Consider the following 15,501-nt stretch of genomic DNA (forward strand, 5'->3'; position numbering starts at 1 on the left):
TCAAGAAACGAAACCCCGGGACGGGAACCTGCGCTGCAGGCCCCTTCCCGGGGTTTCGTGGTGGCCGGTCAGCGGGGCGGAAAACAGTGTGGCCGAGAGCGTCCTTTCAGCGACCTGCGACCCCGACTTGACCCATGCTGTTTCGCGATTCACGGGCGAGAGCCCCGGCTGCACCAGCAGGCCCACGCCCAGGGATTGCCCCAACGAATTGGTACCAAGCGCTTCCAGTCCCATAACCGCGGGATTCCTTGCATCCCGTACGTGAAGCACCACGATTTGTGGCCGAAGCTTGCTGCAGCGGTGAATTCTTCGTGACAGATTCTTCCATGCGATGGGTCCAAGATGGCCCAGGTTCCGCGTCAGGTTTTGCCACCGGGGCTTCGCTCAGCACCCATTGACATTGATCAAACGTTGTGGCTAGATTGAGGTCAGCTCGTGATATACCCGGCAAGGTTTGGTTTTTATACCTGCCGGCGTTCCACTCCTCAACCCACATAAGCGTTTGAAGGAAGTTCACGTGAGTAACGTTGGTTTGCTATACGTCGGAGCGGTCCTTTTCATCAACGGACTCATGCTCATCGGCAAGGTGCCCGGGAAATCCGGTGCCCTGATGAACCTCTTTGTCGGGGGCATGCAGTCGATCTTCCCCACCATCATCATCGCCCAGGCCAACGAGGACCCAGCGGTCATCTTCGGAGCCTCGGGACTTTACCTCTTTGCCTTCACCTACCTGTACGTCGGGATCAACCAGCTGTACGACCTGCCCGGTGACGGACTGGGGTGGTTCTCGCTCTTCGTCGCGGTGTGCGCCGTCGTCTTCGGCACGGTCTTGGCCATCCAGTTCCAGGATCCGGTCACCGCGGTGATGTGGTTCTTGTGGGCAGTGTTGTGGTTCTTGTTCTTCCTGGTGTTGGGGCTTCACATGGACAACCTGACCATCACCACCGGCTGGTTCACCTTGATCGTGGCCCATATTTCCGCCACCATTCCCGCCCTGTTGCTGCTGACCGGCACGTTCAAATCCACCGTTCCCAATGCCCTGTGGATGGCCGTTGCCGGGCTCCTCGCCCTGCTCTTTGCCTTCGCCATGGGCCGCCGCGCGGCAATCAACAAGTCCGCCGAACCGCAGGTCCCGGCACCCCAGGCCGGTTGATTCCATTCGTCCACCGCCACCGCGCTGTTCCTTCCATCCCATCCGATTTCACTCCAGGAGATTTATCCATGCCGTTGTATGAGTTCCGTTGTCCCGAAGGCACCCAGTTCGAGGCGTCGTTTTCCATGAGCCAGGCCCCGCAGTCACTGGACTGTCCCACCTGTGGGCAGGCGTCCCGGCGACGGATCAGTTCGCCGAGACTTTCGATCTCCGGCACAGCGGAGTTCAAGCTCATCGATTCAACCAAGCGCAGTGCCCATGAGCCCGAGATCGTGTCCAACCGCCCACCGGCCGGCGGCACGGCACCTGCCACCCGGTACACGCACAACCCGCTGCACCAAAAACTTCCCCGGCCCTAAGCCGCGAAGAATATACACCGCACGAAAAATTCGTTAGGAGAAATTCAATGCCCGAAGTATTGTTCCCTCTCGATTCGTCCAAGAAGTTCGAGGACCAGGAGAAACTCGGACACAACCGTTGGCACCCGGAGATTCCGCCGGTGGCAGTGGTCAAACCCGGAGATGTCTTCCGCGTGGACTGCCGCGAGTGGTTCGACGGCGCCATCAAGGACGACGACTCGGCCCAAGACATCCTCGATGCCCCGCTCTTGACCGTCCACAAGCTCTCCGGTCCCTTCGGCGTCGAAGGAGCCAAGCCCGGAGACCTGCTGATCATCGACATCCTCGATGTGGGTCCCATCCCGCAGGAGGATTCCGGTCCGCTGGCCGGGCAAGGCTGGGGATACACCGGCATCTTCTCCAAGAACAACGGTGGCAGTTTCCTGGTCGACCAGTTCCCCGACGCCTACAAGGCCATCTGGGACTTCACCGGACAGGTCGCCACCTCCCGGCACGTTCCCGAGGTCAAGTTCGAGGGCATCATCCACCCCGGGCTCATGGGCACCGCGCCCTCTGCGGCACTGCTGGCCAAGTGGAACAAGCGCGAGGGCGACTTGATTGCCACCGACCCGCACCGCATGCCACCGCTGGCCCTGCCGCCGGAAGCCGAACACGCGGTGCTGGGCGGGCTACCCCGCGACCAATGGGCTCGGGTGGGCGGGGAAGCAGGCCGGACCGCACCGCCACGGGAAAACGGTGGAAACCAGGACATCAAGAACCTGTCCAAGGGCTCAAGGATCTTCTACCCGGTGTTCGTCGACGGCGCGAACTTCTCGGTCGGCGACCTGCACTTCTCCCAGGGCGACGGTGAAATCACCTTCTGTGGGGCGATCGAAATGGGCGGGTTCATCGACCTGCGCGTGGATATCATCAAGGGCGGCATGGACACCTATGGGGTCTCCGAGCACGCGATCTTCATGCCCGGCCGGGTGGAGCCGCAGTTCAGCGAATGGCTGGCGTTCTCCGGTACCTCGGTGACCCTCGACGGGGAGCAGAAGTACCTGGATTCACACCTTTCCTACCAGCGCGCCTGCCTGCACGCCATCGACTATCTCTCGAAGTTCGGCTACGCCCCGGAACAGGCCTACCTGTTGCTCGGCGCCGCACCGATCGAGGGCCGGCTCTCCGGGGTGGTGGATATCCCGAACTCGTGTTCGACGGTGTATCTGCCCACGGCGATGTTCGACTTCGATGTGCGGCCTTCGGCATCCGGACCTCACCAGATCGATCCGGGCATCGGGGCACCTCGGGCGGCCAACAACGGATAGCTCCGCGGCGTCCGGCCTGGCAGAGAAGCTGGTACTCGCCGGCGTCAGGTGACGTCAACGAATAAAGCCCCGGGGTGGGAACCTATAAAGGTTCCCACCCCGGGGCTTCTCGGTGCCCGGAGAACCGGGCGGAAGGTTCAACGCCTAGGCGTCTTCTTCTTCCTCATCGTGCTTGTACGGATCCGCTTCGCCGGCGAAGTCCTTGCCCTGGGCCAGGGCTGCAACTTCGGCGTCCTTGGCCTTGGCGACCCTCAGCAACGCTTCGAGGTTCGAGGCGTTCACCGGGATCTCATCGGCAACGAATTCCAGGGTGGGGGTCAGGCGAACCGTCAGGTTCCGTCCGACCTCCTTGCGCAGTACACCCTTGGACTTCTCCAAGGCCACTGCGGCGTCGGTCTTGGCTTCGTCTTCGCCCAGGACCGTGTAGTAGATGGTGGCATGCTGCAGGTCGTTGGTCACCCGTGCATCGGTGACCGTGATGGCCTCCACGCGGGGATCCTTCACGACCTTGCCCAGCGCCTGGGCAACAACCACCTTGATGCGTTGGGCCAGCTTTGCGGCGCGAGCCGAATCAGCCATGATCACTCCTTCAATTGAAACACTGCTTAACGATATCGATGAGGCGGGCAATGGCGGGGCCGCCTTCTCGGCGGCCCCGCCATTGCCTTGCACTACTCCCTAATCAAAGGGATTAGACGCGCGGCTTCTCGCGCATCTCGTAGGTCTCGATCGTGTCGCCTTCCTTGACGTCATTGAACGAGCCCAGACCGATACCACATTCGAAGTCCGTGCGGACCTCGGTGGCGTCGTCCTTGAAGCGCTTGAGCGAATCCAGGGACAGGTTCTCGCCGATGACCTTGCCATCGCGAAGCACCCGTGCCTTGGAGTTGCGTCGGATCGTGCCCGAGCGGACGATCGAGCCGGCGATGTTGCCGAACTTCGAGGAACGGAAGACCTCGCGGACCTCCGCGGTGCCCAGCTGGGCCTCCTCGTATTCCGGCTTCAGCATGCCCTTCAGGGCCAGCTCGATGTCATCGATGGCGCCGTAGATGACCGAGTAGAAGCGCATGTCGACGCCCTCCTTGTCGGCCAGGTCCGAAACGCGCTCGGCGGGCTTGACGTTGAAGCCAATGATGATGGCATTATCAACGGTCGCCAGGTTGACGTCGTTCTGGGTGATCGCACCAACACCGCGGTGGATGACGCGCAGCTGCACGCCGTCTCCCACATCGATCTTGAGCAGCGAATCTTCGAGGGCTTCCACGGCACCGGAGACGTCACCCTTGAGGATGAGGTTAAGGGTGTCGATCTTGCCTTCGGCCACGGCCTGGTCGAAGTCTTCCAGGGTGACGCGCTTGCGACGCTTGGCCAGGGCCGCATTGCGGTCCGCGGCTTCGCGCTTCTCGGCGATCTGGCGAGCGGTACGCTCGTCGTTGGTCACCAGGAAGGTGTCGCCTGCACGCGGCACGGAGGACAGGCCAAGGACCTGAACCGGGCGCGAGGGCAGTGCAACGTCGAGGTTTTCACCGTTCTCGTTGAACATGGCACGCACACGTCCGTGTGCGGTACCGGCAACGATGGTGTCGCCGACTGCCAGGGTTCCGGACTGGACCAGCACTGTAGCAACAGCACCGCGGCCCTTATCCAGGTTCGCTTCGATGGCGATACCGCGAGCATCCTTGTCCGGGTTGGCACGCATGTCCAACGCGGCATCGGCGGTCAACAGCACCGCGTCAAGCAGCTCGTCGATACCGATCTTCTGCAAGGCGGAGACCTCGATGAACATGGTGTCGCCACCGTATTCCTCGGGAACCAGGCCGTATTCGGCCAGCTGGCCCTTGACCTTGTCCGGGTTTGCCGCTGCCTTATCGATCTTGTTCACTGCCACGACTACCGGAACACCGGCCGCCTTGGCGTGGTTCAATGCCTCAACGGTCTGCGGCATGACGCCGTCATCCGCTGCGACAACCAACACCGCGATGTCGGTGACCTTGGCACCACGTGCACGCATGGCGGTGAACGCCTCGTGACCCGGGGTGTCAATGAAGGTGATCGCACGATCGTGCTCTTCGTGCATGTGGTGAATCTGGTAGGCACCGATGTGCTGGGTGATGCCGCCGGCTTCGCCCTCGATCACGTTGGACTTACGCACTGCGTCAAGCAGGCGAGTCTTACCGTGGTCAACGTGGCCCATGATGGTGACAACCGGGGGACGTGCCTCAAGCATGTCCTCGGTCTCGGCCTCAAGTTCGGCGTCAAAGTCGATGGAGAACGAGGAGAGCAATTCGCGCTCTTCGTCTTCCGGGGATACGACGGTGACTACGTAGCCGAGCTCGGCACCGAGCACGTCGAAGGTGGCCTCATCCAGTGACTGGGTGGCTGTGGCCATTTCTCCCAGGTGGAACAGGACCGTAACAAGAGCTGCCGGGTTGGCGTTGATCTTGTCGGCGAAATCGGTGATCGAGGAACCACGACGGAGGCGAACCTCGGTGGTTCCGTTGCCACGAGGGATGCTGACGCCGCCCAGGGACGGAGCACTCATCTGCTCCAATTCCTGGCGCTTGGCGCGCTTCGACTTGCGCTGCTTGCCGCGACCGGCGCCGCCCTTACCGAAGGCACCCTGCGTTCCACCGCGACCGCGGTTAGGACCGCCGCCGCCCTTGTAACCGCCGCCGCCGCCTGCTGCACCCGGAGCACCCGGGGCGCCGCCCGGACGTGCGGGGCCGCCACGGCCGCCTGCGCCGCCACGAGCACCTGCGGCCGGAGCCGGACGCTCGGTGCGGTTAGGCATCATGCCGGGAGTTGCGCGAGCGCCACCCGGGGTACGCGGGCCTGCACCCGGAGCACCTGCCGGACGCGGTGCGCCCGGACGGGGTCCGCCTGCACCGGCTGCCGGGCGGGGACCGCCGGCGCCTGCTGCGGGACGGGGACCACCGGCACCTGCCGGAGGACGCGGGCCACCCGGGCGGGGACCGCCCGGACGTGGGCCGCCGCTACCGGGACCACCGGAGCGCATGCCCTGCTGGGATGCGAACGGGTTGTTGCCCGGGCGCGAAGCACCTGGCTTGGCACCCGGACGCGGGGCCGAAGCCGGACGGTCCGAACGCTCGGTACGTGCGTTCTCACCGGTGGGGCGCATGCCCTGCTGGGTGGAGAACGGGTTGTTACCCGGACGCGGAGCACCAGGCTTGGCGCTCGTACGTGGTGCTGCGGGCGCTGCCGGGGCAGGTGCCGCTGGTGCGGCGGGAGCCTCGGCGGCGGGTGCAGCAGCGGCAGGAGCCTCGGCGGCAGGTGCTGGCGTAGCTGCCGGGGCTGGCGTAGCTGCCGGAGTCGGCGCGTTGCCGGCCGGCTTCGGTGCTGCGGCGCCCGGGGTTGCCGGAGCCTTCGCCTTGGGTGCTGCCGGAGCAGCGTTCGGGAACGAAGCGCGCAGTTTGCGCACTACCGGTGCCTCGATAGTTGAGGATGCGGAACGGACGAATTCGCCCATTTCCTGCAGTTTTGCTACTGCATCCTTTGAAGTGATTCCGAGCTCTTTGGCGAGCTCGTGTACGCGGACCTTAGCCACATTTCTCCTGTCTGAAGGTCCGCACCACTTCTTCTTACAAAGTTTTTGGCACGAACCAACGTTTGCTGTCTAGCCCAGCATCCAAAACGGATGCCACAGGCGCTGTGACGCTTAATCGATTTGTCATCGTTAGGCGCTCATCGCTTGGAACTCATCGGGTTTCCATCAGATTTCTGACCCGCTTTCAGGTTGGACGATAATAAAGGCCGGTTTCCCAGGTTGGGTCCTGTCCTTGTCCCGCAGCTGGGCAACGAGGGCGGAAACATCCACGGCGGTCCTGAAGGACCGGGCGAACGCCCCGCGCTGTACCGCGCGTTGGGAACAAACCGGGTTGGGGTGCAACCAAGCACCCCGCCCGGCGAAACTCCGGGTGGGATCGAAAACCGGAACGGTTTTGCCGTCCTGCTCTCGCAACACCCAGCGTTTCAGCTGGTTCTGGTCCACGACTTCGCGGCAACCAATGCACGTGCGCTGCGGCTGTTGCTGCGTTGACACGTTGAAACTACTTTCCGCCATTGATTTTCCACGATGCAAAGTGGACCACAGACAAGTCTAGCGCGTTTCGGCAATCCGCGTAACGTGCCGTGGAACACGTGGATCCGGTCTTTGACCCGCAACACCGAGCAGAAACACCCGGTTAATGCTGTAAGTGGTGAGACACGCAACAGGCCGCCGTCCCCCGAGGATTCTGGGGGCCAGCGGCCTGTATGAAAGTGCGAGGATTTAGTCCTCGGCCACCGCATCGGAAATGATGTCGATGCGCCAGCCGGTGAGCTTGGCCGCCAGGCGGGCGTTCTGCCCTTCCTTGCCGATGGCCAGCGAGAGCTGGTAATCGGGGACCACCACGCGAGCCGAGCGGGTCGCCTCATCGGTGATGGTCACCGAGACCACGCGCGACGGAGACAGCGCCGCGGCGATGAACTTGGCCGGATCGTCGTTGTAGTCGACGATGTCGATCTTCTCCTCGCCCAGCTCGTTCATGACCGCGCGCACGCGCGAACCCATTTCACCGATGCAAGCGCCCTTGGCGTTAACCCCGGCAACATTGCCCTGCACGGCGATCTTGGTGCGGTGTCCGGCCTCGCGGGCCAGAGCAACGATTTCCACGGCGCCATCGGCGATCTCCGGGACCTCGAGCTCAAAGAGTCGACGAACCAGGTTCGGGTGCGAACGCGACAAGGTCACCGCGGGGCCCTTGGGCCCGCGGGTCACATCCACCACGTAGCAGCGGATGCGGTTACCGTGGGTGTACTTCTCCCCCGGGACCTGCTCCGGTGGCGGCAGCAAGGCCTCGACGGTACCCAGGTTCACCTGGATCATGATCGGGTTGTTGCCCTGCTGGATCTGTCCGGAGACGATCTCACCGATCTTGTTCTTGAATTCGCCCACCACATTGTCATCCTCGGCGTCGCGCAGACGCTGCAGGATGATCTGGCGTGCGGTCGAGGCGGCAATGCGCCCGAAACCGGTCGGGGTGTCGTCGAACTCGCCCACGACGGTGCCGTCTTCCTCGGTCTCGGTGGCAAAGATCGTCACGTGGCCATTGCGGCGGTCGACCTCGGCACGTGCCTGCGGCATCGCCCCGGGTGACTTCTGGTAGGCCAGGAGCAAGGCCTGCTCAATGGTGGGGATCAACACCTCGATGGGGATTTCGCGCTCTTTTTCGAGCATGCGCAGCGCGCTCATATCAATGTCCAACTCAGGCCTCCGCGTTTTCGTCGTCTTCGTCAAGTTCCAGCTCGGCCAATTCCGCCTGCTCGGCGCGGGAGAATTCCACTTCTACGTGGCCGCGGCGGATGGAACCGAATTCCAGGGTGCGAGCTTCGCCGACCTTGGGTTTCATGCCCTTTTTTACGGTGATCTCCGGGATGATGGTGATCCCTGCGTCGTCTACCTCGGTGAGGCGACCGGTGATGTTGTCCTCACCGATCAGGTTGACCTTCACCATGCGTCCGACATTGCGGCGCCAGTGGCGCGTCAGGGTCAGCGGCCGCGAGGTTCCCGGGGAGGAAACCTCCAGCTCGTAAGCATCGGAGGTGTCGTGCGGGTCCTTGTCCAGGGCCTCGGAAATCGAGCGGGAGACCTCGGCCACCTGATCGAGCACGATGCCCTCGGTGCCCTCGGCGACGTCGACAACCACGTGCACGATGCGTTGGTCCCCGACGCGGCGGACCTCGACTTCTTCGAGCACCAATTGGTGGGAGGCGACGGTGGGCTCCAGTAGTTCGGTGAGGCGGGCTGCCTCGATCTGGGTATCTGCCGGGTTGCCGGTCATAAAGGTCCTCCCACATTATTCGATGTTGTGAACACTAGGGTATCGACTTTTAGGCTCGGGCGTTTGCGTACCTTGCGCTTGCGATGCCATCGGCGGGGCACATGGGATGATCTATGGTGATGGCTCAGCACTCCCATGACCCCAGACCCCCCGTTTCCCCGACACCCCGCAGGTCCTTGGCCAAGCGCCGTTTCGCGGCCGTGGTGGCCATGTTCGTCGTAGCCGCAGGCACCCTCGGCACCGGGGTGTACCTGAATCGGGATTCCCCTACATGGCAACGAATTCTCGGCACCGAACCGGTGATCGAGGTAGTCCCCACGGCCACCGACGAGCTGCCGGTGCTACTCGAGCAGATCGATCACACGCTGGAGTATCCGGACTCCTCCACCAGCAGGAAAACCACCACCGCACTGGGTAGTGTCAGGGAGCTGGTAGCGGGGCATGTCGAATTACTCACACCCGGTGCCTTGCAGGCCCGGGCTGGCGCCGCGGCGCAGGCAGCCGAGAGCGCTCCGCCGCCTCCCCCGGCGGCGGTCCCGCCCCTGAAACCCGCCGAAGTGGCGATGGCCCTGGCCCGGTCCGGCAACGGGCTACTGGACCAGGGACTCACCGCACCCGAGCAGGAAGCCCGCAGACTCTCGGGTGCCGGAATCGACTTGGTGTTCGCTTCGCGCACGCTGCTTTCGGCCACCGGGGCCACGCAAGCTGAGCTCGATGAGCTCCCCACCCCCAGGCAGGTGCTTGTTTCAGGATCCTCGGAGGACGGCCCCAGCCCTTCCCCGACGGCTTCGGAAGATACAGATGCTTCCGGGGCCTCCGACAGTGGACCCACAACCGGGCGCGCAGCGCAGGCCCTGATGCCAGACTTCGTGATTGCTTCCTGCCCGGTGACTGATTCAGGCACGGTGGACAGCTCGGCCTCCGCCACACCATCCAGTGCAGCTAAGGACGTGGAAGCCTCGCCCGATTCAGGCGTGCTGCTCGGCGAGGTCATCGATGCTTCCTACCGACTGGGCTACGCCTACGACGTGGCCGGGGCACGGACCAGTGCGGGGTTGGGTGCCACGGCCCGAGAGCGCTCAACGCTCCTGGTGGACTTCGCGGCACTGCTCGAGCAGCAGTTTGATGCTGCACACGACTGCGAGCCATTGCGCCAACCCGCCTACCAGTTGCCGAAGGATGCGGCGGCCAACCCCATGGATGCCGCACGCAGCGGCGAGGGGCAATTGGCCTTGTTGCTACGCGACGCCGGCGCGGCCCAAACCGGCCAAGCACGTGCGTACCTGTTTAATGCGGCCTGGACCCAAGCCCTGCTGACCCGCCAGGTCACCGGAACCACACCGGATTTCACCCAACTCGAGGCAGCGGCGGGTTAGTCGGCAAGAGCTGATGGGGTAGGTTTCTGTGCCGACCCCGCGCCTCGGCCGGTTCAGGTCGCTTCGTTGTATTTCTTGTTGGAGTTGTTGACCGCCAAGTACCACGAGGCCCCCACGATCAAGTGGATGACGGCGAGGCCGATACCGCTTGCGAGATCCGCTGCGTAGAGGATCGGGTTGATCAGCGAAACGACAACAACCGCCACTCCGATCCACTGGGCGATCCTGCAGAACCCTGGTGTGGCACGGCCGATCCAGAACGTGATGAGCCCGAGGATGGCGAAGGGAAGCACCGTGAAGCGGACAATCTCCATCACGGTCAGCTGCTGGAACAGTCCCCCGCTGAATTGCATGCTGGCCCCGGCGGCCTCACTGACAAAGAACACAAAGATGCTGGAGATCATCGCACCAAATGCCGCGATCAGCACCTGGACGTAATTGAACGGCATCTTGAACTTTTTGTATTGCTGTACTTGGGCGCTCATTGCTGAACATCTCCTCGACGACTTGTTCGCTTGACCCCCCAATTTTTACTGTACGCCCGTTTGTTTCGATTGTTCCCGCAGGTGATTGGTGCTTATCGGCGCACGGCCGAGAGTTGCGTTCAAAGTCTCCCAGTACACGCCCAGCTGCATTCCGCGCTCAGCTCCTCAACAGCACTTGCTAATGACGGTCTTGGCCGAAGCGATACTGTCGGATCCCCGCCACTACCAGCGAAGCGGCCAAAGGAACCAATGCCCAGAGCCACGTACCGGGAAGGAACTCGAACGGGTCCTCGAGTTCGGACATGGCGTTGCCGGGCATATAGAGCAAGGCCGCGAGCGGCGCGGAAAGCGCCCATCCGAGCAACGCCCCCAAGGCGGCGCCGCGAGTCGACCAATTCTTTAGGGGCAGTCGGGCAAGTAATGGTGCGGTCGCGAAAGCGACCACAAAAACGGGAATCGACGCATACACCACAAAGATTGCGTGAAATACGGCTCCGGAGAGCATGATCCCTGCGGTGATCAACAGGGTAAGAAACACACTCAATCCGAGGGTGACCATGGCTTTGTCATCCTGCACGGACGGCCGGGAATCATCTTCGTGAACCACGGTGGACGTTTGTTCAAACCTCATCTGCTGCTCCCGGTGTCTGGTCGTGCCTCATTCAAGCCTTGACGTCCAGCTTACGTGGAGCTCGCGGCAAGGACTTTGCCCTGATACCTCCCCGAAACCAAAGTGTCTGTGGCTGGGGCTACTCTCGCCCATAGGAGCCGTCGGGGATTCGGGTGGTTCCAATTCGAAACCGTCATTAGGGGGAACCATGTCTGTTCGTTTCAATCCACCACCGCTCTGGTTGCAGCACCTTCCGGCAAATTTCCGACCCACGCCGTCATGGGTTCCGGATGCGGCATGGGGCGCCCCTCCTGCAGGCTGGCCCATGTGGGTCAACCTCTCCGATGGCCACCCGGCGAACCCGCCGGCGGAGTATTCCGCCAATCCCTATTTATATATGTCCGTGATGCCCGGTGCGGTCCCAGCAGGTGCAACTCCTCCGTCCGGCTCCGGCCCCACTGGTCCCAATTTTGCGAGCTTCGAGACTTCCGAGGCCGGAGCCCAAAACCTGAAGAAGAAGATGTCCCGCGGCAAGAAGATCGGTATTGGGGTCGTCGGCCTTGTGGTCCTCTCGATCATCGTGGGTTCCTGCGGCGGCAGCGACGAACAGCCCTCTTCAACACCGGAGCCCACGGAATCGGCAATTGCTTCGCCGAGTGAAGCCCAAGCCGCCGAGGTCATCGTCGCGTCGCCGGAGGATGAAGCCAGTGCCAAGGCCGAAGCTGAGGCCAATACCAAGGCCCAGGAAGAAGCGGAAGCCAGCGCCGAAGCAGAGGAAGAAGCTAGCGCCAAGGCTGAGGCCGAAGCCAAGGCGGAGGAAGAGGCGAAGGCCAAGTCCGAAGCCGAGGCCAGCGCCAAAGCGGAGGCGGAAGCCAGTGCTAAGGCCGAGGCGGAAGCAGGAACGGTCAGCCAGCAAAATGCGTTGCGGGCCGCGGAGAACTACCTCGGATTCATGCCATTTTCGCGTACAGGGCTGATCAAGCAACTGGCATTCGAAGATTACTCCAAGAAAGATGCGACGTGGGCCGTGGATCGCGTGGACGCGGACTGGAATGAGCAGGCCGCCAAGTCCGCCGAAAACTATTTGGACACGATGTCCTTTTCGCGCAAGGGATTGGTCGACCAGCTAATTTTTGAGGGGTACACCCGGAAGCAGGCAGAGCACGGGGTGAGCAAGACGGGTCTGTAGCACTCAATCTATCCGCAAGGCTCCCAGAGAGCTGCGATTCCAGAGATAGCCCAATAAACAGCTTCGCCTGTCATGCCGAGTCGGCATGACAGGCGAAGCTGTTTAGGTTCTGGCTCAAGGGATTAGGTGGACGCCGCGTCGTTCGCGGCGCGCATCCGTGGAGCAGTTAGGAAGCAGGGAACAGCACGTCGTAGCCCAGCTTGAGGATCAGCGCGCCCACCACAGACAGAAACACGATCCGGATGAACTTGCTGCCCTTGCTCACCGCCATCCGTGCCCCCAGATATCCGCCGGCCATGTTGGCGGCGCCCAGGACTAACCCGATCCCCCAGAGCAGGTGACCGGTGGGCAAGAAGAAGGCCAGAGCTCCGAGGTTGGTGGCCATGTTCACGATCTTGGCCTTGGCGCTGGCTGCCAAGAAGTTGTAGCCCATGAACGCGACCATCGCGATGATCAGGAACGATCCGGTACCCGGGCCGATGAGTCCGTCGTAGCCGCCAATGACCAGTCCGATGACACCGGCCACCGCGTAATGCTGCCGGCCGGTGTATCGCAGCTGCGTTAGCTCCCCCGCGGTGGGCTTAAAAAGCGTGAATAGGCCCACCGCCACCAACGCGGCAATGATGATCGGCTTGATGAGATTCTCAGGTAGCAGCGTGGCCAGGATCGCTCCGCCGAAGGAACCAGCCAGGGCAATACACGCCATCGGGATGGCCGTGCGTAAATCCGGTTGGGCGCGCCGGTAGTAGGTCACCGCCGAGGTGGTGGTGCCAAAGACGGACCCCAGCTTGTTGGTGGCCAGGGCCTGTACCGGGGAGATGCCCGGCACCAGCAGTAGAGCAGGTAGTTGTAGTAGTCCCCCGCCACCGACCACCGCGTCGACCCACCCGGCAGCAAAGCCAGCAACAATGATCAAGATCAGGGTTCCGGTCTGCAATCCTTGCAGACCGGAACCCTCAAGCAGGCTTGTCGCCTCGATCATGAACTAGGCCTTGGCGAGGGCGATCAGTTCCGCGACGACCTCGTCAACGGCAATATCGGTACGCGTGCCGGTGGCACGGTCCTTGACCTCTACGACACCGTCGGCCAAGCCGCGGCCGATGACCACGATGGTCGGTACGCCGATGAGCTCCGCGTCGGAGAACTTCACGCCGGCCGAAACCTTGGGACGGTCATCGTAGATGACCTCGACGCCCGCGGCATCCAGCTCGTCGGCGATCTTCTGTGCTGCTTCGAAGAGTTCGACCTGCTTGCCGGTGACCACCAGGTGCACGTCGGCCGGGGCCACGTTGCGTGGCCAGACCAAGCCGTTTTCGTCGTGGTTGGATTCGGCCAGGGCGGCCACCGCACGGGTGACGCCCACGCCGTAGGAGCCCATGGTGACGATCTTGAGCTTCCCGTTTTGGTCAAGGACCTTCAAGTCCAAGGCCTCGGCGTACTTGCGGCCGAGCTGGAAGATGTGGCCCATCTCGATGCCGCGGGCGGTTTCCAGCGGACCGGATCCATCCGGTGCTGGGTCCCCTGCGTGGACCTCGACGCACTCGATGGTGCCGTCCGTCGTGAAGTCGCGCTCGGCGACCAGCCCAAAGACGTGCTGGCCCGGTGCATTGGCGCCGGTGACCCAGGAGGTGCCGGCAACTACGCGCGGGTCCACCAGGTAAAGGATCTTGGAGGATCCTTCCAGGCCCAGGACCGCGTCATCGGTCCCGAGTGCCGGGCCGATGTAGCCCTTGATGAGCGTGGGGTGCTTCTTCAGGTCGTCTTCGGTCGCTGCCTCAAGTTCGACCTCGCCACCGGTTTCCAGGTGTGAGGAGATGTTGGCTTCGACGCGCTTGAGGTCGACGTTGCGATCCCCCGGCAGGCCGATGGCCACCAGCCGGCGTTCGCCGGTGGGCATCTTGGCCGCCAACACCACGTTCTTCAGGGTGTCTGCCGCGGTCCAGGGGTTGCCGGTGCGCGGGGCGACCTCGTTGGCGCACTCCACCAGGGTTTCGATGGTCGGGGTATCGGGGGTGTCCTTGACCTCGAAGGCAGGAGCATCGGTGTAATCGATGGCCTCCGGCACGATGGTGGTCACTGCCTCGACGTTTGCTGCGTAGCCGCCGGCCGAGCGCACGAAGGTGTCCTCGCCAACCGGGGTCGGGTGCAGGAATTCCTCGGACTTGGACCCGCCCATGGCACCTGCGGTGGCGAACACCGGAAGGATCTCCAGACCCAAGCGCGCGAAGATCTTCAGGTAGGCGGCGCGGTGCGCCTGGTAGGCCTCTTCGAGGCCCTCGTCGTCGATGTTGAAGGAGTAGGAGTCCTTCATGATGAACTCTCGTCCACGCAGCAGGCCCGCGCGCGGACGTGCCTCATCGCGGTACTTGTTCTGGATCTGGTACAGGTAGGCCGGCAGATCCTTGTAGGAGCTGTAGAGGTCCTTGACCAGGAGGGTGAACATTTCCTCGTGGGTGGGGGCCAGCAGGTAGTCGGCACCCTTGCGGTCCTGCAGGCGGAAGAGGCCTTCGCCGTATTCGGTCCAGCGTCCGGTGGTTTCGTAAGGTTCGCGCGGCAACAGGGCCGGGAAGTGGACTTCCTGGGCGCCGATGGCGTTCATTTCCTCGCGGATGATGGCTTCCACCTTGCCCAACACGCGCAGGCCCAGCGGCAGCCAGGTGTAGATCCCGGGTGCGGCACGGCGGATATACCCGGCGCGGACCAGCAGCTTGTGGCTGGCAACCTCCGCATCAACCGGATCTTCGCGCAGCGTGCGCAGGAACAGTGTGGAGAGCTTGAGGACCACGCTAACTTTCCATTTCCGCGGCCTGTTGCCAGACCACAACTTAGTGGTGGGAGTGCAAATCTAAGGTGCCCCTGGCGGGTGTCGCCGCGGGCGTGGGCCGGTGGAGGCCCGGCTCCTTGCCCAAGGGATGGTGCGGGCCGCGGCCATGCCAGCAAAAGCCGGTGGTCCGGGCGCCACAAGGCACTTGTTACATCTTACGTCGCCAGCAAGCCGCCACCCGGACACCGTGGCCCCTTCCGCATTCCTGTGGCACCTAGCCACCAGCACGATCCGGGTTTATCCCCGGAACCTCAAAGGGGCCGAAAAAACCTCTGTGCTCCCCCTGTTGGGTGGAGCACAGAGGTTTTCCGCCCCGAGAGTCGGCGTTGGGGCTGAGCACGTTGATACCGGCGGTGTC

General features: G+C 63.0%; 15 protein-coding genes. 5 read left to right on the plus strand and 10 right to left on the minus strand.

Annotation, left to right across the window (positions count from 1 at the left end; genetic code table 11):
- Complete coding sequence (locus ADIAG_RS05635) at positions 1–234, minus strand: hypothetical protein (protein WP_007270360.1); 234 nt, start codon at positions 232–234, stop codon at positions 1–3.
- Between the two features lie 283 nt (positions 235–517).
- Between ADIAG_RS05635 and ADIAG_RS05640 the strand changes: the two genes are divergently transcribed.
- The 3 genes from ADIAG_RS05640 to fmdA all read left to right on the plus strand — a co-directional run bounded on the left by ADIAG_RS05640 (position 518) and on the right by fmdA (position 2,819).
- Positions 518–1,153 carry an AmiS/UreI family transporter gene (locus ADIAG_RS05640; protein ID WP_007270361.1) on the plus strand — a complete coding sequence of 212 codons (636 nt, stop codon included), beginning with the start codon at positions 518–520 and terminating at the stop codon, positions 1,151–1,153.
- 68 nt (positions 1,154–1,221) lie between these two features.
- On the plus strand, positions 1,222–1,512 hold the full coding sequence (locus ADIAG_RS05645; protein ID WP_007270362.1) for an FmdB family zinc ribbon protein: 291 nt from the start codon (positions 1,222–1,224) through the stop codon (positions 1,510–1,512).
- Between the two features lie 47 nt (positions 1,513–1,559).
- On the plus strand, positions 1,560–2,819 hold the full coding sequence (fmdA, locus tag ADIAG_RS05650; RefSeq protein WP_007270363.1) for a formamidase: 1,260 nt from the start codon (positions 1,560–1,562) through the stop codon (positions 2,817–2,819).
- A gap of 144 nt (positions 2,820–2,963) precedes the next feature.
- On the opposite strand, the gene rbfA is transcribed toward fmdA, so the two are convergent.
- The 5 genes from rbfA to rimP all read right to left on the minus strand — a co-directional run bounded on the left by rbfA (position 2,964) and on the right by rimP (position 8,659).
- The gene (gene rbfA / locus ADIAG_RS05655; protein WP_007270364.1) at positions 2,964–3,398 is read right to left on the minus strand and encodes a 30S ribosome-binding factor RbfA; all 435 of its coding nucleotides are present in this window, start codon (positions 3,396–3,398) and stop codon (positions 2,964–2,966) included.
- A 112-nt stretch (positions 3,399–3,510) separates the two neighbouring features.
- Positions 3,511–6,384, minus strand: a complete 2,874-nt coding sequence (infB, locus tag ADIAG_RS05660; RefSeq protein ID WP_043473669.1) for a translation initiation factor IF-2 — start codon at positions 6,382–6,384, stop codon at positions 3,511–3,513.
- A gap of 165 nt (positions 6,385–6,549) precedes the next feature.
- A complete protein-coding gene (locus ADIAG_RS20780; protein ID WP_007270367.1) occupies positions 6,550–6,900 on the minus strand; it encodes a YlxR family protein in 351 nt (116 codons plus the stop codon).
- A gap of 207 nt (positions 6,901–7,107) precedes the next feature.
- On the minus strand, positions 7,108–8,082 hold the full coding sequence (gene nusA, locus ADIAG_RS05670; protein ID WP_043473673.1) for a transcription termination factor NusA: 975 nt from the start codon (positions 8,080–8,082) through the stop codon (positions 7,108–7,110).
- Position 8,083: 1 nt separating this feature from the next.
- Positions 8,084–8,659: a ribosome maturation factor RimP gene (rimP, locus tag ADIAG_RS05675; protein ID WP_007270369.1), complete on the minus strand. Its 576-nt coding sequence runs from the start codon at positions 8,657–8,659 to the stop codon at positions 8,084–8,086.
- A 119-nt stretch (positions 8,660–8,778) separates the two neighbouring features.
- On the opposite strand from rimP, the gene ADIAG_RS05680 reads away from it, so the two are divergent.
- The gene (locus ADIAG_RS05680; RefSeq protein WP_152426067.1) at positions 8,779–10,035 is read left to right on the plus strand and encodes a hypothetical protein; all 1,257 of its coding nucleotides are present in this window, start codon (positions 8,779–8,781) and stop codon (positions 10,033–10,035) included.
- Between the two features lie 53 nt (positions 10,036–10,088).
- Here ADIAG_RS05680 and ADIAG_RS05685 read toward each other — a convergent pair whose 3' ends face one another.
- Positions 10,089–10,520, minus strand: a complete 432-nt coding sequence (locus ADIAG_RS05685; RefSeq protein ID WP_007270371.1) for a DUF6069 family protein — start codon at positions 10,518–10,520, stop codon at positions 10,089–10,091.
- 178 nt (positions 10,521–10,698) lie between these two features.
- Positions 10,699–11,151, minus strand: coding sequence for a hypothetical protein (locus ADIAG_RS05690; RefSeq protein WP_007270372.1), 453 nt, complete (start codon positions 11,149–11,151; stop codon positions 10,699–10,701).
- Between the two features lie 304 nt (positions 11,152–11,455).
- On the opposite strand from ADIAG_RS05690, the gene ADIAG_RS21180 reads away from it, so the two are divergent.
- On the plus strand, positions 11,456–12,319 hold the full coding sequence (locus tag ADIAG_RS21180) for an Ltp family lipoprotein (protein WP_007270373.1): 864 nt from the start codon (positions 11,456–11,458) through the stop codon (positions 12,317–12,319).
- Between the two features lie 166 nt (positions 12,320–12,485).
- On the opposite strand, the gene ADIAG_RS05700 is transcribed toward ADIAG_RS21180, so the two are convergent.
- Positions 12,486–13,301, minus strand: a complete 816-nt coding sequence (locus ADIAG_RS05700; protein ID WP_007270374.1) for a sulfite exporter TauE/SafE family protein — start codon at positions 13,299–13,301, stop codon at positions 12,486–12,488.
- 3 nt (positions 13,302–13,304) lie between these two features.
- Positions 13,305–15,104, minus strand: coding sequence for a proline--tRNA ligase (locus tag ADIAG_RS05705; protein WP_007270375.1), 1,800 nt, complete (start codon positions 15,102–15,104; stop codon positions 13,305–13,307).
- Positions 15,105–15,501 lie beyond the last annotated feature (397 nt).

Origin of the sequence: Paeniglutamicibacter gangotriensis Lz1y, from assembly GCF_000348945.1 — a bacterium.
GTDB classification, from domain to species: Bacteria; Actinomycetota; Actinomycetes; order Actinomycetales; family Micrococcaceae; genus Paeniglutamicibacter; species Paeniglutamicibacter gangotriensis.

Coding starts and splice junctions, on each gene's coding strand:
- ADIAG_RS05635 (WP_007270360.1), bottom strand. CDS start 234: ATGGGACTGGAAGCGCTTGGTACCAATTCGTTGGGGCAATCCCTGGGC.
- rimP (WP_007270369.1), bottom strand. CDS start 8,659: ATGACCGGCAACCCGGCAGATACCCAGATCGAGGCAGCCCGCCTCACC.
- ADIAG_RS20780 (WP_007270367.1), bottom strand. CDS start 6,900: ATGGCGGAAAGTAGTTTCAACGTGTCAACGCAGCAACAGCCGCAGCGC.
- ADIAG_RS05645 (WP_007270362.1), top strand. CDS start 1,222: ATGCCGTTGTATGAGTTCCGTTGTCCCGAAGGCACCCAGTTCGAGGCG.
- ADIAG_RS05690 (WP_007270372.1), bottom strand. CDS start 11,151: ATGAGGTTTGAACAAACGTCCACCGTGGTTCACGAAGATGATTCCCGG.
- ADIAG_RS21180 (WP_007270373.1), top strand. CDS start 11,456: ATGTGGGTCAACCTCTCCGATGGCCACCCGGCGAACCCGCCGGCGGAG.
- ADIAG_RS05685 (WP_007270371.1), bottom strand. CDS start 10,520: ATGAGCGCCCAAGTACAGCAATACAAAAAGTTCAAGATGCCGTTCAAT.
- rbfA (WP_007270364.1), bottom strand. CDS start 3,398: ATGGCTGATTCGGCTCGCGCCGCAAAGCTGGCCCAACGCATCAAGGTG.
- ADIAG_RS05680 (WP_152426067.1), top strand. CDS start 8,779: ATGGCTCAGCACTCCCATGACCCCAGACCCCCCGTTTCCCCGACACCC.
- fmdA (WP_007270363.1), top strand. CDS start 1,560: ATGCCCGAAGTATTGTTCCCTCTCGATTCGTCCAAGAAGTTCGAGGAC.
- ADIAG_RS05700 (WP_007270374.1), bottom strand. CDS start 13,301: ATGATCGAGGCGACAAGCCTGCTTGAGGGTTCCGGTCTGCAAGGATTG.